Source organism: Paraburkholderia sp. BR10937 (genome assembly GCF_040965695.1).
GTDB lineage: Bacteria > Pseudomonadota > Gammaproteobacteria > Burkholderiales > Burkholderiaceae > Paraburkholderia.
Genome location: NZ_JBFRCL010000051.1, coordinates 1 through 26,930, shown reverse-complemented (window position 1 = coordinate 26,930; position 26,930 = coordinate 1). Strand labels below are relative to the sequence as shown.

Below are 26,930 nucleotides of genomic sequence, written 5' to 3'. Positions count from 1 at the left end.
CGATGTATGCGGCCGGTGTGCGCCTGGATGGGCGCCCGGCCACCGATTCCCCGCTTCATGATGCTCAGGGAGGCGACATCCGATGAAAGCTCACGCGCAACGTCTCATTGCCGCGCGTCTCGGTCTCGCGCTGCTCACGTTGCTGATCGTCTCGGCAATCGTGTTCGGTCTCACGGGCCTGTTGCCCGGCGACGCCGCGCAGCAGGCCCTCGGCCAGGCGGCCACGCCTGAGCAGGTGGCCGCGCTGCGCCACCAGTTCGGCCTCGACCAGCCCGCGCTCACGCGCTATGTCCACTGGCTGCTGCAAGCCGTGACTGGCAACTTCGGCACCTCGGTGTCGAACAACCAGCCGGTGAGCGAACTGATCGCCACGCGCCTGCCGAATTCGCTCGTGCTCGCGGGGCTCACCACGCTCGTTTCGGTGCCGCTGGCGCTGGCCATCGGCATCTTTTCCGCGGTGTTCCGCGGCTCGTTGCTCGACCGCGTGCTCAACGTGCTCACGCTCTCCGCCGTGGCCGTGCCCGAATTTCTGGTCGCCACCATCGCAGTGCTGATCTTCGCGGTGAAGCTGCGCTGGCTGCCCGCGCTCTCGTACCTCTCGGAGGTGGACTCGTTCGGCACGCTGCTGCGCATCTATGCGATGCCGGTCATGACGCTGTGCTGCGTGATCGTCGCGCAAATGGCGCGCATGACGCGCGCCGCCGTGCTCGACCAGCTGAGCGCGGCTTATGTGGAAATGGCGCGCCTGAAGGGGGCGTCGCCCGCTCGCATCGTGCTGCGCCACGTGCTGCCGAACACGATCGGCCCGATCGCCAATGCCGTCGCGCTGAGCCTCTCGTATCTCTTCGGCGGCGTGGTGATCGTGGAGTCGATCTTCAACTATCCGGGCCTCGCGAGCCTGATGGTCGACGCCGTGACGAACCGCGATCTCCCGCTCGTGCAGGGCTGCGTGATGGTGTTCTGCGCCGCCTATCTGGTGCTCGTGCTGATCGCGGACCTGTGTCAAATCGTATCCAACCCGAGGCTGCGTCAACGATGAACCGACCCGCCACATCCCATGCCGCGACCGTGCTCTACGCGACGAGCGAGAGCGAGGAACGGCCCGCCGCCGACGTCGTCAAGGACGTGCCGGGCGACGTGCCCACGCCGCCGCGCACGCCGCTGCGCCGCATGGTCGGGCGCCTCCCGGTGCTCGGCCTGATCGGCCTTGCGATCGTCGTGTTCTGGCTCGGCGTGGCCTTCATCGGGCCGCTCGTCGCGCCGTACAAGGGCGGCGCGATCACCTCCACGGAAATCTTCGGCTCGTATAGCGCGGCGCATCTGCTCGGCACCGATTTCCTGGGCCGCGACATGCTGAGCCGCGTGCTTTACGGCACGCAGTACACCGTGGGCCTCGCGCTCGCCGCCACGCTGCTCGCCAGCGGCATCGGCACATTCTTCGGACTGCTTGCGGCGGTCGCGCCGCGCTGGATCGACGAGGTGCTGAGCCGCCTGTTCGATGCGCTGGTCTCCATTCCGAGCAAGGTGCTCGCGCTCGTCGTGATCGCGGCGTTCGGCTCGTCGGTGCCGATGCTCATCACCGTCGCGGCGCTCGCCTATATTCCGGGCGCGTTCCGTATCTCGCGCTCGCTGGCCGTGAACCTGATGACGCTCGAATACGTGCAGGTTGCGCGGGCGCGCGGCGAAGGGCTGTTCTATATCGCCCGCGTGGAAGTGCTGCCGAACATGATCCACCCGATGCTCGCCGACTTCGGCCTGCGCTTCGTGTTCATCGTGCTGCTGCTCTCCGGCCTGTCGTTCCTCGGCCTTGGCGTGCAGCCGCCGGACGCGGACTGGGGCTCGCTCGTGCGCGAGAACATCGGCGGCCTCGCGGAAGGCGCGCCCGCCGTGCTGATGCCGGCCGTCGCCATCGCGACGCTGACCGTGGGCGTGAACCTGCTGATCGACAGCCTGCGCCGTCACGGCGGCCGCGCGCAGGGAGGCGGAAAATGAACATGATCGAAGTGACGGGCCTGCGTGTGGTCGCGGGCGCGGCGCCCGATGCGGTCGTCGAGATCGTCAAGGGCGTCGACTTCACGGTGAGAAAGGGCGAAGTGCTCGCGCTGATCGGCGAGTCGGGCTCGGGCAAGACCACCATCGCGCTCTCGCTACTCGGCCACGCGCGCGACGGCTGCGCCATTGCGGGCGGCAGCGTGAAAATCGGCGGCACCGACGTGCTCGCGCTCGACGAACGCGGCCGCCGCGCCTTGCGCGCGCGCACCGTGGCTTATGTCGCGCAGAGCGCCTCGGCGGGCTTCAACCCGGCGCGCACGATCATGGATCAGGTGACCGAACCTGCGCTGCTGCACAAGCTGATGTCGCCCGCGGCGGCGCGCGAGAAGGCGGTGAGCCTGTTCCGTGCGCTCGCGCTGCCTGCGCCCGAGACGATCGGCGCGCGTTATCCGCACCAGGTGTCCGGCGGCCAGTTGCAGCGGTTGATGGCGGCGATGGCGCTCATCACCGACCCCGCCGTGGTCGTGTTCGACGAGCCCACCACGGCGCTCGACGTGACCACACAGATCGAAGTGCTCGCAGCCTTCCGCAAGGTCGTGAAGGAGCTGGGCACGACGGCCGTGTATGTGTCGCACGATCTCGCGGTCGTTGCGCAGATGGCCGATCGTATCGTCGTCCTGAACAATGGCGCGGTCCGCGAGAACGGCACGACGCTCCAGGTGCTCGACGCCCCCGTCGACGACTACACGCGCGCGCTGCTGGCCGCGCGCCGCCACCCCGACCCCGGGCCGCCCGCCGTGCCGCCTGCCGCCGAAGTGCCGCTGCTCGAAGTGCGCGGGCTGACCGCAGGCTATGGCCGGGTCGATGCGAACGGCGTGCCCGCCGTGCGCGTGCTGGAGGACGTGAGCCTGCGCATCCCGTGCGGCAGTGCGCTGGGCGTGATCGGCGAATCGGGCTCGGGCAAGACGACGCTCGCGCGCGTGGTGGCCGGTCTGGTCGAGCGCGCGCGCGGCGAGGTGCTGCTCGACGGCGTGCCGCTGTCGGCAACGCTCTCGGCGCGCACGCCCGATCAGTACCGGCGCATCCAGATCGTGTTCCAGAACGCCGACACGGCGCTCAACCCGAGCCGCACGATCGCCGAAATCCTCGCGCGGCCGATGTGCTTCTATCACGGCCTGCGCGGCGCGCGGGCGCAAAAGCGCATGCTCGAACTGCTCGATCTCGTGAAGCTGCCCGCCTCGATTGCGAAGCGGCAGCCGGACGGTCTCTCGGGCGGCCAGAAGCAGCGCGTGAACCTGGCCCGCGCCCTTGCGGCCGAGCCCGCGCTCATTCTTTGCGACGAGGTGACGTCCGCGCTCGATACCGTCGTTGGCGCGGCGATTCTCGACCTGCTCGGCGAACTACGGCGCGAGCTGGGCGTCTCGTACATGTTCATCAGCCACGATATTTCGACGGTGCGCGCGATCTGCGACGACGTCGTCGTGCTGTACGGTGGCCAGTGCGTCGAGGCGGGTCAGCGCGACGTGCTGGAGGCGCCGCCTTATCACCCGTACACGGGGTTGCTCGTCGATTCGGTGCCGGCCCTGCAGCCGGGCTGGCTCGACGCACGGCGTGCCGTGGCGGGCGCGGCGCTGCCGCCGCTCGGGGCGTCGGCCGAGGTGCGCGAGCTGTGCGCGTTCCGGGCGCGCTGCCCGGTGCGTATCGATGGCGCGTGCAATGTCTCGGCGCCCGCGATGAAGCGCTTGCCCAACGGCGCGCAGATTCTTTGCCATCACACGACGGCGGAACTGGAGCGCCTGCAGACCTCACAGGCGGCGCAAGTCGCGCAGGCAACCCAATCCACCGGGAGGGCAGCCGCATGAGCGCGCGCTTCGTGAGAGTGGCGGAAGCAGGCCGCCCGACCTTCGAGATCGAGATCGACGGCCGCGTGGCGCAGGCCGCCGAGGGCGACACGCTGATGGTCGCGCTGCTCGCCACGCAGGACGCGCTGCGCGACTGCGAGTTCGACGACGGGCGCCGCGCCGGTTTCTGCCTGATGGGCGCGTGCCAGGACTGCTGGGTGTGGACCGCGCAGGGCGAGCGCCTGCGCGCCTGCACGACGCCCGCGGTGCCGGGCATGTCGATCGTCACGCGCAACACGCTTGCCGGGGAGGGCGTATGGCCGCGCGCGCAGAACTGAAGGTCGTCGTGATCGGTGCAGGACCAGCGGGCGTGCGCGCAGCGCAGACGCTGGTCGCGGCGGGCCTGCGTCCCGTCATCGTGGATGAGGGGCGGCGCGACGGCGGCCAGATTTATCGGCGTCAGCCCGAAGGCTTCAAGCGCGGCTACGAAACGCTCTATGGCACCGAGGCCGAACGCGCGGCGTCGCTGCATCGCGATTTCGACGCGCTGCGCTCGCACATCGATTACCTGCCCGACACGCTCGTCTGGAACGTCGGGCCGAAGTCCGTGCATCTGGCGAGCGGCACGCGCTACCACGAGCTTGCCTTCGACGCGCTGATCGTCTGCAGCGGCGCCACCGACCGGCTCATGCCCGTGCCGGGCTGGCATCTGGCGGGCGCGTATAGCCTGGGCGGTGCGCAGGTCGCGTTGAAGTCGCAGGGCTGCGCCATCGGCGCGCGCACCGTCATGATGGGCACCGGTCCGCTGCTTTACCTCGTCGCCGCGCAGTACGTGAAAGCGGGCGCGACGGTGAGCGCGGTGCTCGATACGTCCACGCTCTGCCAGCGCCTGCGCGCGTTGCCCGATTTGCTGCAACTGCCCGCCACGCTGCGCAAGGGCATGGCGCTCGTGCGCACGCTGCGCCGCGCGGGTGTGCCGATGCATCGCGGCGTGACGCCGCTCGCGATCGAAGGCTCGCCCGAGCACGGCGTCACGGCGGTACGCGTGAAACTCGCGAACGGCGGCGAAGCGCGCGTGGCGTGCGACGCCGTCGCGCTGGGCTATCACTTGCGCTCGGAAACGCAAATCGCGGATCTCGCCGGTTGCGCGTTCCGTTTCGATCAAGCCGCGCGGCAATGGCTGCCCGAAGTCGATCAGGACGGCCGCAGCAGCGTGGCAGGCGTCTATCTGGCCGGGGACGGCGCACGCGTGCGTGGTGCCGACGCGGCCGAGCGTGCGGGCCGTCTCGCCGCGCTGGCGGCGTTGCAGGATGCGGGCGCGGGCGCATCGAAAGGAGCACTCGCCGAAGCGGCAAGACTGCGCGTCGAACTGGCACGCCTCACGCGCTTTGCACAAGGCTTGCGCAAAGCCTTTCCGTGGCCCGCGCATTTCGCGGCGACGCTGCCCGACGACACCGTCGTGTGCCGCTGCGAAGCCGTCACGGCAGGCGAATTGCGCCGCGTGGTGCGCGAGACGGGCGCCACGGAAGCGAATCGCGCGAAGGCGTTTTCACGCGTGGGGATGGGGCGCTGCCAGGGCCGCTTCTGTGCGCACGCGGGGGCCGAAGTCATCGCAGCCGAGGCGCGCGTGCCGCTGGAAGCCGTGGGCCGGCTGCGCGGGCAGGCGCCGGTCAAGCCGCTGACGATGACGCTGAGCGCCGCGGGGAATGACATCGACGAAGCGCAGGGTGGCGCGGCGCCCGCCGCGCAAACGCAGTCCGGCGCATGCCGTACAAAGGAGTTCAGCGAATGACGGATCGCGCCGATGTGATCGTGATTGGCGGCGGCATCATCGGGACGTCCACGGCGTTCTTCCTGAGCCGCCGCAAGCGCTCGGTGATCCTGATCGAACGCGGGCTCACGGGTCAGCAGGCGAGCGGCGTGAACTTCGGCGGCGTGCGCCGCCAGGGACGCGCGCTCTCGCAGCTTGCCATGTCGAATCGCGCGCTCGATATCTGGTATCGCGCGCAGTCGTTGCTCGGCGAGGATGTCGAGTTTCTGCCTTCGGGCCACACGCGCGTGTGCTACCACGCACATGACGCCGAATACTTTCATCGCTACGCCGGGCAGACGCGCGCTTACGACCTCGATCTCGAAGTGCTCGAAGGCGCCGCGATGTTCAAGCGCTTCCCGTTCCTTGGCCGCGAGGTGCTGGCCGCCTCCATCTCGCCGCGCGATGGCCACGCCAATCCGCGTCTGGCCGCACCGGCGTTCGGGCGCGCCGCCGCGCGGCTCGGCGCGACTCTCGTGGAGAACACCGAGATCGTGCGCGTGGAAAAGGAAGCGGGCGGCTTTCGCGTGGAGAGTGCAACGGGCGCCGTGTGGCGCGCCGAGCAACTGCTGATTTGCGCCGGCGCATGGGCGGGAGCGCTCTCCGCGCAATTCGGCGAGCCGGTGCCGCTCGTCGCGCGCGGCCCGCAAATGGCCGTGACCGAGCCCGTGCCCTACCGCTTCATGCATTCGATGGGGGTCTACACGTCGAACAAGGAAGAGAGCGTGTACTTCCGGCAGATTCCGCGCGGCAACCTCGTGCTGGGCGGGGGCGCCCCAGGGCCTGCCGACGCAGCAACGTGCCGCGCAGGCGTGTTGCCGGGCAACACCGTGCAGCAGATCGCGCAGTTCCGCCGGCTGGTTCCCGCGCTTGCGCCGCTGCATGTGATTCGCGTGTGGAGCGGCGTGGAAAGCTACCTGCCGGATTCGGAGCCGGTGATCGGCCCGAGTTCGACGACAGACGGTCTTTTCTATGCGTTCGGCTTCAGCGGCTCGGGCTTCCAGATCGGGCCGGGCGTGGGCGAAACGCTCGCGGAACTGCTCGACGCCGGCGCAACCGACATACCGCTCGAACCGTTTTCGATTGCGCGTTTCGGGCGCATGGAGCCTGCTGCAAGCGCGCGCACATCGACTGCCAGCGAGGCTTGATCATGTATGACGCGAATGCATCCGTTGCCGCGCCAGTCACGCCGCTGCGCGATGCGCTGGCCTATATCGACGCGAATTTCGACAAGTCCGTGAGCCTTGCCGAACTGGCCGAGGTATCGGCGCTCAGCGTCTCGCGCTTCGCTACCGTGTTTCGTCAGCAGGTCGGCCTCTCGCCCTACAAGTACCTGTGCGAGGTGCGCGTGCGCCGCGCGCAGCTATTGCTGCTGGCGGGCGTGCCGGGCGCCGTGGTCGCGACACAGGTCGGCTTCTTCGACCAGAGCCATCTGGCGCGCCATTTCAAGCGCTTTTGCGGCGTGACGCCCAGCGCCTTCCTGCAGCAGGCGAGGGCGCTCGAAGCGGCTTGAGCGCGCTCTGTCCTGCGTCGCGCGTCACAGCATGACGTAGACCTTGCGCATCGTTTCGTCGACTTCCCACGAGCGCCTGCACGTCGACGCTTTGCGTGATCTGCTGAACTTTCATCATCCGTTCGTTAACCTGAATAAAGGGAGGGGGCGCTTCAGCGCTTCTGAACGATGCGCTGCTCGATCTTGCCGAGCCGCACCACGGTCACACCCGGGCGCAACTGGCGCAGCGAAGGCATCACGAGAATGCAGTCGTCGTAGGGCGTGACTACCGGCGCGCCTTCGGACCAGCCGATCACGGCGCCGGCCTTCGGGAACACTTCGAGGCCCGTGTAGTCGCCCGCGAAACGGAAGTCCATGCTCTTCGCCACCACGGGCCCCGTCACGCGCACGACGCGCATTTCCGGCGGCAGCGGCTGCAGCCAGTCGGCAGGCAGATCCGCTTCGTCCACGACGCCCGAAAGCAGCAGAAAGCGCGCGGTGACATCGCGCGCCACGGTCACGGCGCTCGCTTCCCAATGCTGTCCGCACTCGATCAGGAGCGCGTTCTTCGCGCTCGCGGCGTCGCCGAAGCCTTCGTAATCGCGCATGCGGCGGCCTTCCGGGTGGCCCTCGTCGCAAATGACGGTGGCCGGCGCGCCAAGCCGCGCAGAGAGTTCGATGCCCTTGGCGAGCGGCCCAGCGACGATGAGCGGCATGCACTTCTCGTGCATCGAATGGAGGTCGAGCAGCAGATCGACGTCGTCGATCACGGGCCGCATCGCGCGGGCGCGGCGTAGTTCGCTCGATTCGCGCGCGAGGTCGTCCAGCGCCTGCGCGGTCCACACGCGGTTGAAGTCCTGATCGACGAAACGCGCGGCATCGGGCTGCGCAGGGTCGAAGCGGCGGTAGGCTTCCACGTTCGCGAACGCGAGCGTGAGCTTGCCGCGTCGTGGCCGCAGCCGCGCGCGCAGCAGCGCATCGACGACGATCGCGCCACACACTTCGTTGCCGTGCGTGAGCGCATTGATCATCACATGCGGGCCGGGCGCGCCTGCGTCGAACGTGTGCACATAGGGGATGCCCGTCTCGCTGCGTTCGTGCGCGGCAACGTCGGGGAACGCGACTTCGATCGGATAGGTGCTCATGCAAGCCCTCCCTGGCAGAGATATTTGATGGAGAGGTAATCGTCGAGCCCGTACTTCGAGCCTTCCCGGCCATAGCCCGATTCTTTCACGCCGCCGAACGGCGCCGTTTCGCTCGCGAGCGCGCCTTCGTTGATGCCGACGATGCCCGCTTCGAGCTGCCGCGCGACGCGATCGATGCGGCGCACGTCCTGGCTGTAAAAGTAGGCGGCGAGGCCATACGGCGTGTCGTTGGCGGCGCGGATCGCCTCGGCTTCGCCGTCGAAGCGGAACAGCGGCACAACGGGGCCGAAGGTTTCTTCGCAGCTCAGTTGCATGACGGGCGTGGCGTCCGCGAGCACGGTCGGCGCGTACCAGTTCGCGCCCAGTTCGCTTAAGCGCTTGCCGCCCGTGAGCACGCGTGCGCCGCGGCTCACGGCGTCGTCCACGTGGCGGGCGATCTTCTCGACCGCGCGCGCGTTGATCATTGGGCCGATCTGCGCGGCGGGGTCGGTCGCGGGCGCGACTTTCAACGCGGCCACGCGCGTGGCGAGCTTGTCGGCGAAGCGCTCGAACACGCCCGCTTGCACGTACACGCGATTGGGGCACACGCAGGTCTGGCCGCCGTTACGGAACTTCGCGGCCATGAGCCCTTCCACGGCGGCGTCGAGATCCGCGTCGTCGAACACGATGAACGGCGCGTTGCCGCCCAGTTCGAGCGAGAGCTTCTTCAACGTGCCCGCCGATTCCCTCGCGAGATGCTTGCCCACGGGCGTCGAACCGGTGAAGGTGATCTTGCGCACGCGGGCGTCCGCGAGCCAGTCGGCGACGGCGGTGACGCCGCGCTCGCGCGACGCGCAGATGAGGTTCAGCACGCCGGGCGGCACACCGGCCTCGTGCGCGAGCATGACGAGTGCAAGCGCGGTGAGCGGCGTATCTTCGGCGGGCTTGCCGACCACCGTGCAGCCCGCGGCGAGAGCGGGGGCGATCTTGCGCGCGATCATCGCGAGCGGGAAGTTCCAGGGCGTGATCGCCGCGACCACGCCAACGGGCTCCTTCACGGCGCTCATGCGCTTGCCGCGCTGCTGCAGCGGGATGAGGTCGCCGTAGATGCGCGTGGCCTCGTCGGCGAACCAGGCGACGTAGGACGCGCCATACATCGTTTCGCCGCGTCCCTCGTGTAGGGGCTTGCCTTGTTCGAGCGAGATCAGATGGCCGAGTTCGTCGGCGTTCGCCACGATCAGCGCATGCCAGCGGCGCAGTACGGCGGCGCGTTCGGCGGGGAGCGTGTCGCGCCAGGCGGGGAATGCGCGGGCCGCGGCGTCAGTGGCGGCGCGTGCGTCGTTCGCATCGCTATCGGCGACCTCGGCGATCGTTTTGCCGGTCGCGGGATCGGTTACGGCGAAGCGCGTACCGGAGGCCGAGGGCACCCATTGCCCATCGATGAAGTTGTCGCTGCGAATCAGCGCGCTCAAGGGATAACGCGTAGTCATATGCCGGGTCCTTTCCGCACGTGCGGAAGAAGATGGATCGATGCCGGGAAGCGAGCGCGCACGACGGGCACGCCGAAGCCGCGAGGTTTCGGCGCGAAGCGCGCGCGAGAAAACGGAGGCGGGACGCAGGAGCGCGAGGCGCATGCCTCGCGTGCGTCGCCCATGCTCAGGAATGCAGGTTCTGCGAGAACAGGGTTTCGAGCGGGTAGTGCGTCTTGACGAACGCCGTCTTGATGATCACGTAGCTGAAGTACTTCTCGATGCCGATATCGCGCTCCAGCAGCCCCTCGACGATGCTCTGATAGTGGCTCACGCTGCGCGCGACGAATTTCAGCAGATAATCGTAGCCGCCGCTCGCGAGATGGCACTCGACCACCTCGTCCACCTCGCGTATCGCCTTCTCGAACTTGATGAAGTCCTCGCGGCGATGGTCGGCGAGCGTGACCTCGGTGAACACCATCTGCACGTCGCCCAGCTTTTCCAGCTGGATCTGCGCGCCGTAGCCGACAATGAACCCCGCCTTCTCCAGACGTTTTACGCGGATCAGGCAGGGGCTGGGCGACAGCCCGACTGCGTCGGCCAGTTCGACATTCGTGATGCGCCCCCGCTTCTGCAGTTGCGAGAGGATGCGCAAATCGATTCGGTCCAGCTTGCAGTCGTTGCTCATCGTGATGGGGGCGGCCCTGCATGTCGAAGTGTCGAGTGATGGTATCACGCGGCGACACGGACGCTGACCCCATTCTTTGCCGTCAATGCGGCGCGCACTTCGGGCTGCGCGAGCACGTCGTCGAGCGTTTTTTCGAGGCGCTCGAACAGCAGGTCGAACTCGCTTTCGGTGTACGAAAGCGCGGGCGCGAAGCCGAGAATGCCGTCGCCGAACGCGCGGAATACGAGGCCGTTGCCATACGCGGCGGCGGCGATGCGATCGGGCAGGCCGAGCTGTGCGTCGAAGCGCTGCTTGCTCTCCTTGTCGGCGACGAGTTCGAGCGCGCCGAGCAGACCGCGGTGACGCGAGTCGCCCACGAGCGGATGGGCGAGCAGCGCGTCGAGCCCCTGAGCGAAGCGCGGCGCACGCGCGACGCCGTTCGCGAGCAGGCCGCCTTCGTGATAGAGGCGCATGACTTCGAGGCCGATGGCCGCGCTCACGGGGTGCGCCGAATAGGTGTGGCCATGGCCGATCACGGCGGCGGCATCGCCATCGGCAATGCCTCGATAAACGGCATCCGACATCAACACGGCGCCCATCGGCGCATAGCCTGCGGTGAGGCCCTTGGCCACGGTCATCAGATCCGGCTCGACGTCTTCGGCCTGGCACGCGAAGAGCGGACCCGTGCGGCCAAAGCCCGTAATCACCTCATCGGCGACGAACAGAATGTCGAGCTTGCGGCACGCTTCGCGCATGGCTTTCAGCCAGCCGACGGGCGGCACGATCACGCCGCCCGAACCCTGGATCGGCTCGCAGAAAAACGCGGCGACGTTGTCGGCGCCGAGCGCGGCCACCTTCGCTTCGAGCGCGGCGACCGAAGCGGCGATGAGCGCCGCGTCGTCCGCATGCTCGCTGCGATACGCATAGGGCGAGGGAATGTGATGCTGCGTGGCGAGCGGCAGGTCGAAGTTGCGATGGAACGCGGGCAACGCGGTCAGCCCCGCGCCGACTGCCGACGAGCCGTGATAGCCGCGTTCCTGCGCGATGACGTGCTTCTTCGCGGGGCGGCCCGTGGCGTTGTAGTAGTGCGTGATGAAGCGCAGCGCCGAATCCACCGCATCCGAGCCGCCCAGCGTGAAGTACACGTGTTGCAGCGAAGCGGGCGCGCGCTCCGCGAGCAGCGCGGCCAGTTCGATGGCGGGCTCCGAGCCGAAGTGGAAATAGCCGGTTGCGTAAGGCAGGCGCGCCATCTGGCGCGCGGCGGCTTCGACGATGCTCTGATGGCCGTAGCCCGTGTTGACGCACCAGAGGCCGGAGAACGCGTCGAGCAGTTCGTGGCTGGCGGCGTCGCGCAGGAACACGCCATGGGCGGATTCGAGCACGGTCACGCCGCGCGCTTCGTGCGCGCGGTAGTTCACGACGGGATGGATCAGATGTTTGCGGTCGGCTTCAATGAGCGAGCGATTCGGCATGGTTCGGTTCCCGGCTGATGAGTCAGAGGAGTGCGGCGGTTGGCCGTTGATTCACCGTTCCATGCTACCGGGCCGATACCGGTGCACGCTTCGTCAAATAATTCGCGAAATAGCGTGTTTGTGGTGTTTTGATCGGGGGGCGCAGCATATTCTGCTGCACTCCAGGCGCGGCCACGAGCTTCAATAGCCGCGCGTGCGGTCGATGAGCCCGAGCATCGGCACGCCGTCGCGGTGGCGACGGATGTTGTCGAGCACGACATCGACAGCCGTTTCGGGCCGCGTGGCGCTGGCAATGTGCGGCGTGAGGCGCACGCGCGGATGCGTCCAGAACGGATGCTCGGGCGGCAGCGGCTCGGGGTCCGCGACATCGAGAATCGCGTTGCGCAGGTGCGCGCTGTCGAGCGCGTCGAGCAGCGCCTGCTGGTCCAGCTGCGGCCCGCGCCCGACGTTGATGAACGACGCGCCTTGCGGCAGCCTGGCGAAGAGCGTGGCGTCGAGCAGGCCGCGCGTGGCTTCGGTGAGCGGCAGCAGGCAGATGAGGACGTCGGTGCGCGCGAGGAAGGCGTCGAGCGTCTCGGCGCCCGCGTAGCATGCCACGCCAGCCAGGCTGCGCGGCGAGCGGCTCCAGCCCGCGCATGCAAAGCCGAAGAGACGCAGGCGTTCGAGCACCGCGCTGCCCAGCATGCCGAGCCCCAGCACGCCGACGCGGCGCGACGCGGCGGGGCGCACGGGCAGAGCGCGCCACACGCGCTGCTGCTGTTGCTGGGCGTAGTCGAACAGGTCGCGATGGATGGTCAGGACCGACTGCGTGACGTACTCGATCATCCCTTCGACAATGCCCGGCTCGATCATGCGCACCACGGCGACATGCTCCGGCACGCCGGACAGATCGAACTGGTCGATGCCCGCGCCCACGGAGAAGATCACTTCGAGATTGGGCAGCGTGCGCGCGGGGTCCTCGGGCGGTTGCCACGCCGCGAGATAACGCACGGCGGCGGGATCGCCGGTATCGGGCCAGAGGCGGAAAGGGATCTCGGGCGCCTTGTGCGCAAAAAGCTGCGCCCATTGCTTGCCGCGCTCGGGGTCGGCTTTGTAGAGGAGCGTCATGAAGGCGGTTTCCGCAGTCAGCATAGCGCCTGATTGACGATGGCGAATTGCAGCACGCCCGGATCGTGCGCGGGCGCGCCGTTGCGCGCCATCTTCACGACCGTGTCGACGCGCGCGAGGCCGATCGATTCGAGCCAGGGGCCGAGGCCGTGTTCGTCGGGCGTATCGAGGCGCGTGAAGGCCCCCGCGTTGGCGGCGAGGCGGTTGGCGATCAGCGCTTTGGCGCGCTGCATGTGCAATCCGTCGTCGGTGGCGACGGCCACCGGACCGATCGCATGGCCGCGGCCGAACGGGCGCAACAGCGCGAAGCCGAGCACCGTGTCGCCACGCACCAGCGCGACGCCCTGGGACACATCGAGCAGCGGCGGCACGAGTGCGCTGCGATCGAGCCCGCTCGCGCGCGACGCCAGTTCGATGACGCGCGGTGTATCGCCCGGTTCGAGCGGCCGCAAACGCTCGCCCGGCGGCGGCTCGACAATCGGCACCGCAAAGTTGTCGCCCTGGTGCTGATGCAGCAGGCCAATCTTCCTGAAGCCGAGCTTTTCGTAGAGCGGCTGGCCGGCCTCGGTGGCGTGCAGCACGGTCATGCGCGTTCCCAGCACTTCGAGCAGGCGCTCCATCAGCATCCGGCCGATGCCGCGGCCTTGCTGGTCGGCCGAGACGATCACGAGCCCGAGCGTCGCGCCATGCTCGCCCCACGGCCAGCACAGCGCCGTGCCCACCACCGTTTCGCCTTCGCGAACCACGAAGCCTTGTCCGGCCGCGGCGGCGAAACGCCAGTCGTCGCTACGATGCGGCCAGCGGAATTGCAGGGAAAGCGCGTGGGCGCCCTCGATGTCGGAATCGGTGAAAATTTCGCAGACGAGGCTCGAGGACGCAGGCTGGTCGGACACGGCGGGCTCCTTGATCGAAGTTCGATGGCTCACTTTGACAGGACGCGCGCGCGAGGAATAGGACGATCCTGCTGTGCGGCCGATCGAATCCGGCTTTGTGTCGGCCTCTGGGCCCGCTTGTGCGTCCCCCGATCAAGGTCCGCTGCCGCGGGCCGTCCGCACGGTCAGGTGGTTCTCCACCGAGGTGACGCCGCGCACCGACCCGGCCGCGTCGCCAGCCCGCGCGATCTGCGACTGGTGCGGTACCGATCCCGTCAGGGAGACGACGCCGCTATGCGCCGTCACGTGGATGCTGGCGAAATTCAGTCCCGTGGTGCGCGTGAAGGCCCGGCGGACGTCGCGCACCAGCGCACTGTCCGATCTGCCCGATCGTGCGGGCGCGCCTTCCTGAGCGGACGCCTCGCCGGGCGCGCTCGCGGCCGTTTGTGCGAACGCATGGCCCGCGCCACTCGCGATGGCCGCGAGGATCAGCGCGCGGGCGATTTGGCATTTACCGTTAGTTTTCATCCTTCTTCCCTTTGCCAGGTGCTGCAGGATTCCCCAAGGTTCTGCGCCCGCCGCCGGACGGCATTGAAAACAAGCGGCGGATCAGTACGTTGTAGGTGAAATCTCCGGCGAGGAGAAGAAGGCTGCCAGGAGGCCGCCGACAACCCATGGCGCATGCGTCGACGGCGCCTCCTGCGTTGCGCTTACTTTCCTTGCAGGAGCAGGCCGAGCGGTGCGAGCGGGCCCACCGGCAGCAGATCGAACGCGAGGATGCCGGCCTCGACGAGCGGCAGCGTATCCAGCGTGGCCGTTACATCGTCGACCGAGCCCGAACTCATGAGAAACACCACGCCCGGTTTGTCCTGGCGAAACCAGTACTGCTCGATTTTGCCGTCCAGGTAGAGCTTGAGCGTGGCCGGCACTTCGTGCGGCATGATCTCGTCGCGCTGCGCGGGCGTGAGCTCCTTGACGATCGATCCAATGGCGAGAACCTTCATGACAACCTCCTTGATCCATGTTTGTTGCGACTTGCAACGCGATTGAGTGTATCGTTGGGGTCTCGTCGGCTGTACTGTCACAAACGACAACTTTAGAGGCATTTACGCCATGCGCATCGCTATCCTGGCTCTCGACGGCGTCTTCGATACCGGGCTCTCCGTCACGCTCGACGCGTTCTCGGTCGCAAACAAGCTTTCGGCCGCGACCATGGGCTGCGTTCCGCGTTTCGACGTCACGCTCGTGGGGGTGAGAAAGCGGGTGCGCTCGGCTCACGGCCTCGCGGTGCCGGTGCAAACGGTCGCGCCGGACGCGAAGCCCGACTGGGTGATCGTGCCGGCATTGGTGACGTTGTCCGCGCAGGAGCTGATGGCGTCGTTCGAGCGGCGGGACGTCGAGGAGGGCATGGCGCGCTTGCTCGAATGGCAAACGGGGGGCGCGCGAGTCGGCGCTTCGTGCGTGGGGACGTTCCTCCTCGCGGAGGCGGGGCTGCTCGATCACCGCGAAGCCACGACCAACTGGTCGCTCGCGCCGTTCTTCCGGCAACGCTATCCGCATGTTCAGTTGAACGAATCGCGTATGCTCGTGCCTTCGGATATCGGCGTGACGGCCGGCGCGGCCATGGGGCATCTCGATCTCGCGCTCTGGCTGATCCGCTCGGCGAGCCCCGAACTGGCGTCGCTCGTATCGCGCTATCTGCTGGCCGACGTCCGCTCTTCGCAGGCGCCGTACATCATCCCGAATCATCTGGCGCAGGCCGATCCGCTCATTCAGCGCTTCGAACAATGGGCGAGAAAAAATCTCAAGTCGGGATTCTCGTTGCAGGACGCCGCGAAGGCGCTGGCAACGAGCTCGCGTTCATTGCAGCGCCGCTGCCAGGAGGTGCTCGGCAAGTCGCCGCTGGCGTACTTTCAGGATTTGCGGGTCGAGCACGCGCAGTCGCTGCTGCGCAGCGGCAAGCTCGACCTGGAAAGGATTGCCGCCGAAGTCGGTTACGGCGACGGCGCGACGCTGCGCAGCCTGTTGCGTCAGCGGTTGGGAAGAGGGGTGCGGGAACTGCGTTCCGACTTGTTGTGACCGTGCGGCATTTCTATGGCGCGAGGCCGAGCACCGTGAGATGCATCTCGCGGCGCTCGACAAAGCCCAGGGTGCGATAGATGGAAATGGCGCCGTGATTCGACGTGAGCACGTGCAGGAACGGTGTCTCGCCGCGTGCGCAGATTGCCGCCATCAGCAGCTTCATGAGGGCCGCGGCGAGCCCTTGCCCCCGGAAGGCCGGGTCCACGCATACGGCGCTGATTTCGGTATGGCCTTCGATTTTCATGCGCTCGCCGGCCATGGCGACGAGCTTACCCTCCCTGCGCACGCCAAGGTAGCCGCCGAATTCGATGGTGCGCGGACCAAACGGGCCCGGCTGCGTTGCCGCGGCCAGCGCGAGCATTTCCGGCACGTCATGATCCGTTAGGCGCACGTGCTCCAGCTCGGTGGGCGCAGGCGCTTCGCCTTGCCAGACCATTTGCAGCAGCGTGGCGTGCCGGATCAGCGCGAAACCGTCGGGTGGCTCCACGGCATCCAGCGTGGTCAGGGCAACGGGCGCGTGCTCTTCGATCAGGCCTCGCAAGGCATCGAACGATTCAGGCGTGGTGTCCGTCATCGCCGCGAAGGGGGCGACGGCGGGCGCATACCGCACTGCGCGATCGTTTCCGACAGCAAGATGGCGCTGGCGGCCGGTCAGCGCGTGCCCTGGCACGTTGTCGAGCGCGGTTATGCTGCCCGCCGGTTTCGTTGCCAGCACATCGAACATGATTCGCGCTCCAGTACAGAATGTGAACGGTTTGCGACGATAGTCTAGACGAGGCAGGTTCGGCGGACCACGGCCGAACCCGCCAACTTTGGCGTCATTCGCGCCAATGCCTTTCGTCACGCACCGCTTGCCAGCGCTTCGAGCACGGTGTCCAGTTCGACATGCCCGCGAAGGATTTCGTCGGCGGGCTTCGAGAAACAGATCCAGCCTTCGTTGAATCCGTCCAGCATGCGCATCCGCGGCAAGGGATGCTTCATGCCTTGTGCCTGAAAGCGCGACTCCCATTCCTGCCGGTTCACCGCCACCGCGCGTACAGGCCTGCCAAACACGCGGGCGAACGCGGAAGCCATGTCGTTCGCGCTCACGCGGCGCGGTCCCTCCAGCTCGACCACGCGCGTGCCGCTCCACGTCTCTTGAAGCAATTCGGCGGCGAGGCGGCCGACGTCCGCGGTCGCAACCATCGGCACGGCCTGGTCGAGCGGTTGCAGGTAGCTCTCGATGACGCCGATGTCGCGCGCGCTCGCCACATCCCACGCGGCGTTCTCCATGAACCATCCGGGACGCAGGAAAGTGACCGGCACAGGCAGCGCGGCTAGCGCCTGCTCCATCAGCGAGAGTTGCGTGAGCAGATTGCTCTCTTGCGCCTGCGCGCCGATGGTCGACAGACACACGACTTTCGCGGGCTGTGCGCTGTGGATCGCGGTGCAAACGGCGTCGATGACCGCGCGCGACTCCGGAAAGCCCGGCGAGGGATCAAACTGCGGAGGCAGCAGGATGAACACGCCCTGCGCGCCGCTGAATGCAGCGGTCAGCGCGGCGGCATCTTCCATGCTTGCCGTGGCCAGCTCGCATCCTTGTGCTTGCCACGACGCGGCGCGCGCAGCGTCGCGCACGACTGCCCGCACCGGTTGCCCCGAGGCCAGCAGCGCACGGGCGAGTGCGCCGCCCACTTTTCCGGTAGTGCCTGTAATTGCGTACACTTGAAACCCTCCGCATGCGACGACGAATGTGTCGAAAAAGCCGAACACGATGGCAGCGAGGTGCTGCCTGGTTCCGTTTCGGTGAGACGCATTCTGGACGCAGGGCGGCCGAAGCTAAATGCCGCGAAGGGCACTACATCAGTGACTCGCTCGCACGAATCGGATGGCCGGGCCATCATCGCCGAAGGCTGCCAGGGGCCGCCGTACCGGCTGCCATCGGAACGACGACATTGAGAACAACGACACTCGAGAACATTTCCGGCGCGATCAGCGTGTTTGCCGCCGTTGTCGACGCGGGGACGTTTGCCGCCGCGGCAGACGTGCTCGGCATGTCGCCGCCAGGCGTGAGCCGCGCGATTGCGAGGCTGGAGAAGCGGCTCGATATCCGGCTCTTCAATCGCACGACGCGATCGATTTCGCTCACCGAAGGCGGGCGCCGTTTCTACGAGCAGGTCGTTCCGCATCTCGCGGGGCTCGAGGAAGCGGCCATCGCGGCATCGGGGAATGCGTCGGCGGTGCGGGGCAGGCTGCGGGTGAATCTGGACCCGGTGTGCTATCGGGCGATTCTCGGCGCGGATCTCGACCGGTTCATGGACGCCCATCCCGAACTCGAGATCGAACTGATCGCGAGAGATAGTCTTGGCGATCTGGTTGCGGACGGATTCGACGTCGCGATGCGGTTCGGCAAGCCACGATCCTCCACGCTGGTTGCTCGCAAGCTGCTCGATACCGCCGTCGTGACGGTCGCGGCCCCGGCCTATCTCTCGCGCTGGGGAAGACCGCTGCGCCCCGAAGATCTCGAAGGCCCCGCCCACCGGTGCCTCGAATTCCGCGACCCCGAGACAGGCAAGCCTTATCCGTGGGAGTTTCATCGCAAGCGCAAGCACGTCGTGGTGGCGACGCAAGGGCGGCTGACCGTGAACGATCCGGGCGCATTGCTCAATGCGTGCCTGGCCGGCTCCGGCATTGCGCAAATGCTGCTTCTCGGTGCCGAGCCTCTGATCGACGATGGCAGGCTGGTGAATCTGTTTCCCGATTGGCCCGACGAACGTTTCCCGCTACACGTCTACTATCCGTCGCGCCACTACACGCCCGCGAAGACGCGCGCATTCATCGATTTCATCGTCGCCTGGGCCGCTGGGCATTGATCGTGGCGACATCACAGCGGCACGTGTTGCCGGCATACCGTTAGCACGAGTTGCCGCAGCCAGCGATGGACGGGATCGGCCTCGATGCGGGGATGCCACATCTGCGACACCGTGATTTTTTCGGTCGTGACCGGCAGCTCGAAAACGTGGATTCCAGCGGAGTGTAGTGATTCGCGCAGTTCGTCGTGTTGTTCCGGCGGTTGCTCACGGTGATCGCACAGAAACGATCCGGGCACGAGCGCAATCAGATCGGAGGCGCGCGCCACGGCCAGCGCGGCAGGGAAGCTAGGCACCACGGCGACGATCGTCCTTTCCAGTCCCAGCGCGGCCAATGCGGCATCGACGGGGCCATTGCCGCGGCCGCTTCGCGACGCGACAACATGCCCGAAAGCGACGTACCGTTCGGCGGTCGGCCCGCGCGCAAGCGCTAGCGGATGGCCTTGCCTGACGACGCCGACGAAGCGGTCCCTGAAGAGCGCCTGCACGCGGATTTCCGGACCCATCTCGCCCAGCACGCCGATTTCGAGGTCGGCCGAACCCTCGCGCAAATGCGCCGAGGTCTTCTCCGTCTTGGGCGCGAAACGCAAGCGCACGAACGGTGCGACCGCGGTGGCCGCGGCGATGAGCCGCGCGCCGAAGGCTTCCACGAAACCATCGTTGGCACGAATGGTGAAGGTCCGCTGCAAGATGGCGAGATCGGGTTCGGCGGCCGACGGTACGAGGACGGCGCGTGCTTCGTGAACCGCGTTTCGCGTGCGTTCGCGCAGCGCTTGCGCATGCGGCGTGAGCACCATGGCGCGGCCGGCGCGAACGAGGAGCGGGTCGCCGGTCGCCTCGCGAAGGCGGGTCAAGGTCCGGCTCATTGCCGAGGCGCTCAAGCCCAGTCGACGCGCCGCGCCAACCACGCTGCCGTCGTCGAGCAATGCGTCGAGCGCAATGAGGAGATTCAGGTCGGGTTCGGACATGCCCGATGCTAGCACGGCGCTTTTTGGCATGGCGCTGCGTGCAACTGATAGCTGCACGCCATGCGTCTTCCGCCATGTCTGGGACGCCGCTATATTTTCCATATCGACTGAATACAGGGATAAAGCGATGCAGGAATCCCCCCATCAAAAGACGGTCCTTCTCATCGGCGCGTCGCGCGGACTCGGCTTCGCCATGGTCGAGGCATACCTCGAGCGCGGCTGGCGCGTGATCGCCACTGGCAGGGCGGGTTCGATGGACCGGCTTGCACAGGCGGCGCAGGCCTCGCAAGGTGCGCTCGAAATCGACACGATCGATATTACGGTGCCGGAGCAGGTCGCCGCACTCCACGATCGCCTTCAGGATCGCCGGTTGGACATGCTCTTCGTGAACGCCGGCGTCACGAATGACCATCGTGAAACGATTGCAGATGTCTCAACCGATGAATTCGTTCGCGTGATGGTGACGAACGCGTTGAGTCCGATGCGCGTCGTCGAGGCATTTCAGGACCTCGTGCAGCCGGCCGGGACGATAGGCGTCATGTCGTCCGGGCAGGGCAGCGTCAGCAACAACACGAATGGCAATCACGAGGTCTACCGCGGCAGCAAGGCCGCGCTGAACATGTTCATGCGCAGCTATGCGGCGCGCCATCAGGACGACGCGAAAACCTTGCTGCTCATGGCACCCGGATGGGTGCGCACGGACATGGGCGGCCCGCAAGCGCGCCTGGGCATCGAGGAGAGCATCCCCAACCTGGTCAGCACGATCGAAGCGTATGCAGGCCGCACCGGCCTGCATTACCTCGACTACCTCGGGAGAGGCGTTCCCTGGTGAGCCATCTCGACAGGCTGGAGACGCGATTCGTGCTCAGTGCTTGCCCGGAAACGAGAACGTCGCGCGCGCGCTGCCGTTGCCGGCGACGTTCACGCGCTGCGTCCTCGTGACCTCGTTATAGGTGGCGGTGATCGTATAGCGTCCGGCGGGCAGCCGCACGAGCATGTACGGACCGTGCGAACGCGTGTCGAGCACGGACGTGCCGCCGGCGTTCGATATCTGCACATGCACGTCGGCCACATAGCTCGAACCGGGGCCGGTAAACAGCATCGAGAGCGGCCACTGGCTGCGCGCGTGCCGCAGCGCGGAGGACTCGTCGCGGCCAACCCCGCCGGAGACGAACGAGATGTCGCCTTGCTGCTCCGTTTGGGGCATGCCCGTTTGCGCGAGTGCGCCGCTTGCCAGAGCGAATGCGCACGTTGCAGCGAGCAGGGTCGAAGCGATTCGGGGAACCTTGCGTTGCCTTTCCATCGTGGTCACTCCTTACAGTGATGTCGATTTCGCGCACGCAGGCGCGAGCGCCGGCGCTTGCGCAGGCCTCGTAACAGATTAGCTTTTTTCGGCCCGCGCCGCGCTCTGCGCGTTGCGCTCACAGGGCGCCGCTGGGCATTCGCGAGCGCCATGCAAATCACATCGAATTTCGAATTTCCGTTGCGTTCGCAACAATCGCATTACCGCCGTCTTACGATTGCCTGTCGATTTCGCGCCTTTCATGCGTGTTAGCTACCGCCAGCCGGGAAAATACTGAGATAAAAGTCCGTAAGGGTACTCAATAGTTTTTATATGATTATTTGGAGTTTTGCTACATCAACCGGTGAAGCCCAAGCGGATGCATAAAAGCAAACGTTTGCGCGCTGCAACTCAACCGGTTTCCCCCGCAGGAAGTTTGCCGGCGCCTGACGCGGCCGGCCGCTCTGCCAGACCCTGTTTACCGGTCTGATCAGTACTCCATAACGTATTCGAACTCTCGGAGAGACATATGAGGATCACCCGTTGGCCCACCGCCGCCGTGCTGGTTGCGGTGGCCGCTACCGCCCATGCCGGCGACGGCAGCAACGACGTACCTTATCCGTTGCCGATGCCGTTGATGGCCGTCCCCCAGAACCTCGGCGCGCACGTTCGCGCGGACCTGCTGCTCAAGCGTATGACGCAGGACGAGAAACTCCAGTTCATCCATTCCGAATACCAGATGAGCGCCGTGCCGGGCGGCGGAGCGGGCTATATTCAGGGCGTGCCGCGTCTGGGCATTCCCGACCTGAATATGGTTGATTCCGCAACGGGCTCAGGCAGCACGAGCCAGAAGAGCACGACCTTTCCGGCGACGATCGCGCTCGCGGCAAGCTGGGACCCGTACCTCGCGCGAGACTTCGGCGCACGCATAGCCGACCAGTTGCGCGAGCAAGGATTCGGCATGGGCCTGGGCGGCGGCACGAACCTTGCGCGCGAACCGCGCGGCGGACGCCTATTCGAATATCTTGGCGAAGACCCCGTGCTGGCGGGCGAAATGCTGGCGGCGCGCACCATCGGCACGCAAAGCCAGCAGGTGATCGCCACGATCAAACACTACGTCGGCAACGAACAGGAAACCGGCCGCCAGGGCGGCAACAGCCAGATCGACGAGCGCACGCTGCGCGAACTCTATCTGCTGCCGTTCGAAATTGCAGCGAAGGAAGCGCGGCCGGGCAGCGTGATGTGCAGTTACAACCGCCTGAACGGCACCTACGCGTGCGAAAACACGCATGTGCTGACCGACGTGCTGAAGAAGGACTGGGGCTTCCAGGGCCAGGTGCAGTCGGACTGGGGCGCGACGCATAGCACGGCACCGGCGATCAACGCGGGTCTCGACGAGGAAGAGGACGTGGGCCCGACGGTCTATCTCACGCCCGACCTGGTCAAACAGGCGATCGCCTCGAAGGCGGTCTCGCAGGACCGTCTGGACGACATGGTGCGGCGCAAGCTCTATGTGATGATCAGCACGGGCGTGCTGGACCATCCGGCGCAGGGCGGTGCCACGATCGACTTCGCGAAGTACAACGCGTTCACGCAGGCCGCAGAAGAACAATCCATCGTTCTCCTGAAGAACGATAGCGGCCAGCTGCCGCTTTCGGCGCCGAGCCTGCACAAGATCGCGGTGATCGGCGCTCACGCCGATACGGCCGTGCTGAGCGGCGGTGGCTCGGGCAATACGCGCGATCCGGTCACGGGCAACTTCTCGGGCTGCGGCGGGCTCACGTTCGCTTCGTCCGCGGGCTGCGGCTGGTGGACCAACCCGTGGCTCAAGCTCAATACGCCTATCACCCAGGCGATCCAGCAGCTCGCGCCTTCGGCGCAGGTGAGCTTCGCGGGCAACACCGATCAGACGCAGCCGTTCCGCGCCTATACGCAGCAGGAGATCACCCAGGCCGCGACGCTCGCCAGCCAGTCCGATGTCGCGATCGTCGTCGTAGCGCAGCCCGCGGGTGAGGACTTCGGCGATCTGCAAAGCCTGAGCCTCGCGAACCCGTCGAATCAGGACCAGCTGGTCGAAGCCGTTGCGAAGGCCAACCCGCGCACGATCGTGATCATCGAGAGCGGCAATCCGGTACTGATGCCCTGGAAGGACCAGGTCTCGGCAATCGTCGAGGCGTGGTATCCGGGCGAGGGCGGCGGCAAGGCGATCGCGAACGTGCTGTTCGGACAGGTGAACCCTTCGGGCAAGCTCCCGGTTACGTTCCCGGTGCACGATCAGGACACGCCGACGTGGGGGACGAACGGCGCCTTCGCGACGGATCCCGTGTACGCCGAAAAGCTGGACATGGGCTATCGCTGGTATGACGCGAACAACATCACGCCGCTTTACGAGTTCGGCTATGGCCTTTCGTATACGCACTTCAGCTATTCGGGACTAACGGTGAAGCAGGGCCCGGGACATACGCTCACGGCCTCGTTCACGGTGCGCAACGATGGCCGCGTAGCCGGTGCGGAAACGGCACAGGTGTATCTGGGTGTGAGTTATGCCGGCGAGCCGCCGCGTCGTCTGGTTGGTTTTCAGAAGGTGTTCCTGAAGCCGGGTCAGTCGCAGCCGGTGCGCGTGACGATCACCGAACGTGCGCAGAGTGTTTGGGACACGACGCATAACGACTGGGCCTATGTGGCTGGCAGCGCGGTGTATGTGGGGGCTTCGTCGCGCGATATCCGCCTGCAGAGCCGGTAAGCAGGAGGATGCGTGGAGGCCGCGGTGGCGGCCTCAGTTTTCTATTCTCGAAAACGGCCGGCTCGCGAACGTTTGCGAGCCGGTTCAAAATTAAACTCGCCAGTCTTTCCATATCTATCATTCGCGCGCGCAAGAACGCAAATGCCTGGTCCTGCAAACATAAATAACTTCCGCGGGTAATCCCCATTCATTCAGAATAAGGAAAGCGGGTAGACTTGGCCACCCGTCCGTGGGCCTTCCTCCGTTTGCGCGTTTTCCGGATACATGCCGTCACGCTTTACTGTGACTCTGTCTCGTAGTGCCGCGCGCACGCGACACATGGAAGCTGAACCAAGAAGAATACGAAATCAGCCATGAGACTGATCACACGCGCAGTGAGCTGGCTTATCGAAGGCAACCGCCGCGGTCGAATCGTTGTGGTGCTCGTCCCTGTGTGGATGAGTGCCGTAGCGGCGGCCGTGCTCGCCCAGTACTCCCGTGCTGTCATGGCGTGGCCCGTTGCGGTGCTCGCATGCATCGGCATGCTATTACTGCTGCGCCTCTCCCGGCGCCTTGCCGCCCGATTGCATTTGAGCGAGGAGCGCTTGAGCCTCGGCTTCGAAGGCATCAATGCTGGACTATGGGACTGGGACCTCGTCAGCGACCGTGCCTACTATTCCCGCTATCTGTACCAGCAGCTCGGCTATGGCGACGGTGACCTCCCCATGGATACCCGCGCTTTCAATGCGCTCGTGCATCCTGCGGATCTGCTCCGCTTGCGCGAGACCATCATCAACCATCTGAAGCATGACAGCCTCTATGACGTCGAATACCGGCTGCGAATGGCCGATGGTCGATACCTGTGGTGCCGGGGACGCGGCAAGGCCATACGCGATGAGAGCGGCCGGGCGACGCGCATCGTCGGTTGCCTCTTCGATATCTCCGAACTCAAGCGGGCAGAAGCTGCAGCCGCGAAGGAAAAGAGCCTCACCGAAGCCACGCTCGCTTCGATCGACGACGGTGTGATCCGCATGGACAACCAGGCGAGCGTGACCTATTGCAACGCCGCCGCCGAGCGCATGCTCGGGCGTCCCTCGCGCGATATCTGCCAGAAGCCGTTGTTCGACGTCTGTGATCTCTACGACGAGCGCTCCGGCAATATCGTCACTGCGCAATGCCTGCGCAACCGGGCAGCAGCGGCCGACGACGACGCGCAGCGCAGACTCTCGGTGACGCGTCCGGATGGCTCGCTCCTGCCCGTGGCCTGCTCTGTGGCGACGATCCGCGACGACGAAGAGGAAATGCTGGGCACGGTGATGGTGCTTCGAGACGCGAGCACGGAGCGCAAGCATGCCGCCGAACTCGAATATCAGGCGACGCACGATCATCTGACGGGTTTGCTGAACCGACGCGAATTCGAGCGCCGGCTATCGGGCTTGCTCGAGAAGGCCGGGACACGCCCGCATGCGGTGATGTTCCTCGACCTCGATCAGTTCAAGGTCGTCAACGATACGTGCGGCCACGCGGCCGGCGACGAATTGATCCGCAGCGTGGGCGGCGCCTTGAAGCAACAACTGCGTGTCGCCCATATCCTCGCACGCCTGGGCGGTGACGAATTCGGCGTCGTGCTGCCGGAATGCTGCATCGACGACGCCCTGCGGGTCGCGGAGGATTTGCGGGAGGCCGTGACGGTCATCCGGCTACCCTGGGACCAGCGTTTGCTGACGACTGGCGTGAGCATCGGCGTGGTGGAGGTGGACGACACGCAAATCTCGACATGGGACATCATGAAGGCGGCCGACGTCGCCTGTTATATGGCCAAGGAAAAAGGCCGCAACCGCGTGCACCAGTACTGCCTGGAAGATCAGCTCCAGTCGACCACCCATACGCAGATGGAGTGGGTGGCCCGCGTGAAGGCGGCGCTCGAGCACGACCGTTTCCGCCTCTACGCGCAACAGATCAAGTCGCTCAAGGAGGGCGGTCCCGGCGAGGAAGTGCACGTCGAGTTGCTGCTGCGCATGGTCGACGAATCGGGTGATGTGATTCCTCCTGCGTATTTCATTGGCGCCGCCGAGCGCTTCAACCTGATGCCGCTCGTCGATCGATGGGTGATCGGCCGTGCTTTCGAAGCCATCGCGGCGGGCCATCTTGCGGCAAACGTCTGGTCGATCAACCTCTCCGGCGCATCGCTCGGCGACGAGGACCTGCTCGCGTACATCGTGCAGCAGCAGCAGCGCTGCGCAATCAGCTTCGAAAGCGTCTGCTTCGAGATCACGGAAACGGCCGTGATCACCAACCTCTCGAAGGCGATTGCCCTCATGGAGAGCCTGCGCGCACTCGGCTGCCGATTCGCGCTCGACGATTTCGGCTCCGGCATGTCCTCGTTCACTTACCTCAAGCGCTTGCCTGTGGATTATCTGAAGATCGATGGCAGCTTCGTGCGCGGGATTGCCAGCAGCGACCTCGATCGCACGATCGTCCAGTCCATTCACCAGGTGGCCCATGCCGCGGGCAAGGCGACCATCGCCGAGTTTGTGGAAAGCGAGGCGATCATCGGGCGCCTCAGCGGGATTGGCGTCGACTACGCGCAGGGGTTTTGCGTCGGGTTGCCCCAGCCGCTTCCCGAAGGCGTCGTCGAGACCGTCGGCGCTTGATCGACAGCGACATCGCTGCACTCGAATCTGAATGTGCTGTGGGCCGGGTGCAGCTGCCGTTCCGGATTTGGTGACAGAAGGGGCGACCTGTCTCGTGTGGGCGCCGCTAGCTGCCGATAAGCGGCGTAGCGGCCCCCAAAAATAAATATTCGAAAGTCGCTTGACGATATCCGGAATGACACGCATAATTCGCCTCCTTCGCTGATCGCTGCGAACGAAAACGAAGCGATTAAGACGAATTGCTCTTTAAAAATTTACAGCCGATAAGTGTGGGCGCTTGATGCGGTGGCGACCCGATCATTCTCCGGAATGACCGGGAGCAGCAAAAGTATCAAGAGTCTCACACTAAAGTAAGTCAGGTTTTTGAAGCAATTCAGATTCCTGTCAGCTTTGAGTGAGGGACCGGTCTCGAGAGAGACCGAAAACAGTAACAGGTATTGAACTGAAGAGTTTGATCCTGGCTCAGATTGAACGCTGGCGGCATGCCTTACACATGCAAGTCGAACGGCAGCACGGGTGCTTGCACC

General features: G+C 66.0%; 24 protein-coding genes and 1 rRNA gene. 13 read left to right on the top strand and 12 right to left on the bottom strand.

Features of this window, described 5'->3' with window-relative positions; translation table 11 throughout:
- The first annotated feature begins 82 nt into the window (after window positions 1-82).
- The 7 genes from AB4Y44_RS31895 to AB4Y44_RS31865 are packed head-to-tail and all read left to right on the top strand — an operon-like array spanning window position 83 to window position 7,156.
- Window positions 83-1,039: an ABC transporter permease gene (locus tag AB4Y44_RS31895; protein ID WP_342924762.1), complete on the top strand. Its 957-nt coding sequence runs from the start codon at window positions 83-85 to the stop codon at window positions 1,037-1,039.
- Window positions 1,036-1,992, top strand: a complete 957-nt coding sequence (locus tag AB4Y44_RS31890; RefSeq protein ID WP_342924763.1) for an ABC transporter permease — start codon at window positions 1,036-1,038, stop codon at window positions 1,990-1,992. Before AB4Y44_RS31895 ends, AB4Y44_RS31890 begins: the two co-directional genes overlap by 4 nt.
- Window positions 1,989-3,854, top strand: coding sequence for an ABC transporter ATP-binding protein (locus tag AB4Y44_RS31885; RefSeq protein ID WP_368701786.1), 1,866 nt, complete (start codon window positions 1,989-1,991; stop codon window positions 3,852-3,854). Before AB4Y44_RS31890 ends, AB4Y44_RS31885 begins: the two co-directional genes overlap by 4 nt.
- A complete protein-coding gene (locus tag AB4Y44_RS31880; protein ID WP_368701785.1) occupies window positions 3,851-4,171 on the top strand; it encodes a (2Fe-2S)-binding protein in 321 nt (106 codons plus the stop codon). The genes AB4Y44_RS31885 and AB4Y44_RS31880 overlap by 4 nt, the downstream gene beginning before the upstream one ends.
- Window positions 4,150-5,625, top strand: coding sequence for an FAD-dependent oxidoreductase (locus tag AB4Y44_RS31875; protein ID WP_368701784.1), 1,476 nt, complete (start codon window positions 4,150-4,152; stop codon window positions 5,623-5,625). Before AB4Y44_RS31880 ends, AB4Y44_RS31875 begins: the two co-directional genes overlap by 22 nt.
- Entirely contained in the window at window positions 5,622-6,791 is a 1,170-nt protein-coding gene (locus tag AB4Y44_RS31870) for an FAD-binding oxidoreductase (RefSeq protein ID WP_342924767.1), read from the top strand. Before AB4Y44_RS31875 ends, AB4Y44_RS31870 begins: the two co-directional genes overlap by 4 nt.
- Before the next feature lie 2 nt (window positions 6,792-6,793).
- Complete coding sequence (locus AB4Y44_RS31865) at window positions 6,794-7,156, top strand: helix-turn-helix domain-containing protein (protein ID WP_368701783.1); 363 nt, start codon at window positions 6,794-6,796, stop codon at window positions 7,154-7,156.
- Window positions 7,157-7,308: 152 nt separating this feature from the next.
- Here AB4Y44_RS31865 and AB4Y44_RS31860 read toward each other — a convergent pair whose 3' ends face one another.
- The 8 genes from AB4Y44_RS31860 to AB4Y44_RS31825 form a co-directional block, all read right to left on the bottom strand.
- On the bottom strand, window positions 7,309-8,280 hold the full coding sequence (locus AB4Y44_RS31860) for a succinylglutamate desuccinylase/aspartoacylase family protein (RefSeq protein ID WP_368701782.1): 972 nt from the start codon (window positions 8,278-8,280) through the stop codon (window positions 7,309-7,311).
- Window positions 8,277-9,749, bottom strand: coding sequence for an NAD-dependent succinate-semialdehyde dehydrogenase (locus AB4Y44_RS31855; protein ID WP_368701781.1), 1,473 nt, complete (start codon window positions 9,747-9,749; stop codon window positions 8,277-8,279). The genes AB4Y44_RS31860 and AB4Y44_RS31855 overlap by 4 nt, the downstream gene beginning before the upstream one ends.
- Before the next feature lie 166 nt (window positions 9,750-9,915).
- A complete protein-coding gene (locus AB4Y44_RS31850) occupies window positions 9,916-10,416 on the bottom strand; it encodes an Lrp/AsnC family transcriptional regulator (RefSeq protein ID WP_042269347.1) in 501 nt (166 codons plus the stop codon).
- Between the two features lie 44 nt (window positions 10,417-10,460).
- Window positions 10,461-11,867: an aspartate aminotransferase family protein gene (locus AB4Y44_RS31845; RefSeq protein WP_342924771.1), complete on the bottom strand. Its 1,407-nt coding sequence runs from the start codon at window positions 11,865-11,867 to the stop codon at window positions 10,461-10,463.
- Between the two features lie 180 nt (window positions 11,868-12,047).
- Entirely contained in the window at window positions 12,048-12,974 is a 927-nt protein-coding gene (locus AB4Y44_RS31840) for a glyoxylate/hydroxypyruvate reductase A (protein ID WP_342924772.1), read from the bottom strand.
- Between the two features lie 17 nt (window positions 12,975-12,991).
- Window positions 12,992-13,867, bottom strand: a complete 876-nt coding sequence (locus tag AB4Y44_RS31835; protein WP_368701780.1) for a GNAT family N-acetyltransferase — start codon at window positions 13,865-13,867, stop codon at window positions 12,992-12,994.
- A 132-nt stretch (window positions 13,868-13,999) separates the two neighbouring features.
- Window positions 14,000-14,374, bottom strand: coding sequence for a BON domain-containing protein (locus AB4Y44_RS31830; RefSeq protein ID WP_342924774.1), 375 nt, complete (start codon window positions 14,372-14,374; stop codon window positions 14,000-14,002).
- A gap of 182 nt (window positions 14,375-14,556) precedes the next feature.
- The gene (locus AB4Y44_RS31825; RefSeq protein WP_342924775.1) at window positions 14,557-14,850 is read right to left on the bottom strand and encodes a hypothetical protein; all 294 of its coding nucleotides are present in this window, start codon (window positions 14,848-14,850) and stop codon (window positions 14,557-14,559) included.
- Between the two features lie 109 nt (window positions 14,851-14,959).
- Here AB4Y44_RS31825 and AB4Y44_RS31820 point away from each other — a divergent pair, with 109 nt between their 5' ends.
- A complete protein-coding gene (locus AB4Y44_RS31820) occupies window positions 14,960-15,925 on the top strand; it encodes a GlxA family transcriptional regulator (protein WP_368701779.1) in 966 nt (321 codons plus the stop codon).
- A 13-nt stretch (window positions 15,926-15,938) separates the two neighbouring features.
- On the opposite strand, the gene AB4Y44_RS31815 is transcribed toward AB4Y44_RS31820, so the two are convergent.
- Window positions 15,939-16,652, bottom strand: a complete 714-nt coding sequence (locus AB4Y44_RS31815; RefSeq protein WP_368701778.1) for a GNAT family N-acetyltransferase — start codon at window positions 16,650-16,652, stop codon at window positions 15,939-15,941.
- Between the two features lie 116 nt (window positions 16,653-16,768).
- Window positions 16,769-17,632 (bottom strand): NmrA family NAD(P)-binding protein, encoded by an 864-nt coding sequence (locus tag AB4Y44_RS31810; protein WP_368701777.1) that lies wholly within the window; start codon window positions 17,630-17,632, stop codon window positions 16,769-16,771.
- Window positions 17,633-17,862: 230 nt separating this feature from the next.
- Between AB4Y44_RS31810 and AB4Y44_RS31805 the strand changes: the two genes are divergently transcribed.
- Window positions 17,863-18,780, top strand: coding sequence for a LysR family transcriptional regulator (locus AB4Y44_RS31805; protein ID WP_368701776.1), 918 nt, complete (start codon window positions 17,863-17,865; stop codon window positions 18,778-18,780).
- A gap of 11 nt (window positions 18,781-18,791) precedes the next feature.
- Here AB4Y44_RS31805 and AB4Y44_RS31800 read toward each other — a convergent pair whose 3' ends face one another.
- The gene (locus AB4Y44_RS31800; RefSeq protein WP_368701775.1) at window positions 18,792-19,745 is read right to left on the bottom strand and encodes a LysR family transcriptional regulator; all 954 of its coding nucleotides are present in this window, start codon (window positions 19,743-19,745) and stop codon (window positions 18,792-18,794) included.
- Between the two features lie 127 nt (window positions 19,746-19,872).
- Here AB4Y44_RS31800 and AB4Y44_RS31795 point away from each other — a divergent pair, with 127 nt between their 5' ends.
- The gene (locus AB4Y44_RS31795) at window positions 19,873-20,577 is read left to right on the top strand and encodes an SDR family NAD(P)-dependent oxidoreductase (RefSeq protein WP_342924785.1); all 705 of its coding nucleotides are present in this window, start codon (window positions 19,873-19,875) and stop codon (window positions 20,575-20,577) included.
- A 33-nt stretch (window positions 20,578-20,610) separates the two neighbouring features.
- Here AB4Y44_RS31795 and AB4Y44_RS31790 read toward each other — a convergent pair whose 3' ends face one another.
- Complete coding sequence (locus AB4Y44_RS31790) at window positions 20,611-21,048, bottom strand: carboxypeptidase regulatory-like domain-containing protein (protein WP_368690806.1); 438 nt, start codon at window positions 21,046-21,048, stop codon at window positions 20,611-20,613.
- A 508-nt stretch (window positions 21,049-21,556) separates the two neighbouring features.
- Between AB4Y44_RS31790 and AB4Y44_RS31785 the strand changes: the two genes are divergently transcribed.
- From AB4Y44_RS31785 to AB4Y44_RS31775, 3 genes are all read left to right on the top strand, one after another.
- Window positions 21,557-23,770: a glycoside hydrolase family 3 C-terminal domain-containing protein gene (locus tag AB4Y44_RS31785; protein ID WP_342924782.1), complete on the top strand. Its 2,214-nt coding sequence runs from the start codon at window positions 21,557-21,559 to the stop codon at window positions 23,768-23,770.
- A gap of 353 nt (window positions 23,771-24,123) precedes the next feature.
- On the top strand, window positions 24,124-26,403 hold the full coding sequence (locus tag AB4Y44_RS31780) for an EAL domain-containing protein (RefSeq protein ID WP_368701774.1): 2,280 nt from the start codon (window positions 24,124-24,126) through the stop codon (window positions 26,401-26,403).
- Window positions 26,404-26,842: 439 nt separating this feature from the next.
- Window positions 26,843-26,930, top strand: a 16S ribosomal RNA gene (locus tag AB4Y44_RS31775); the annotation flags it as partial.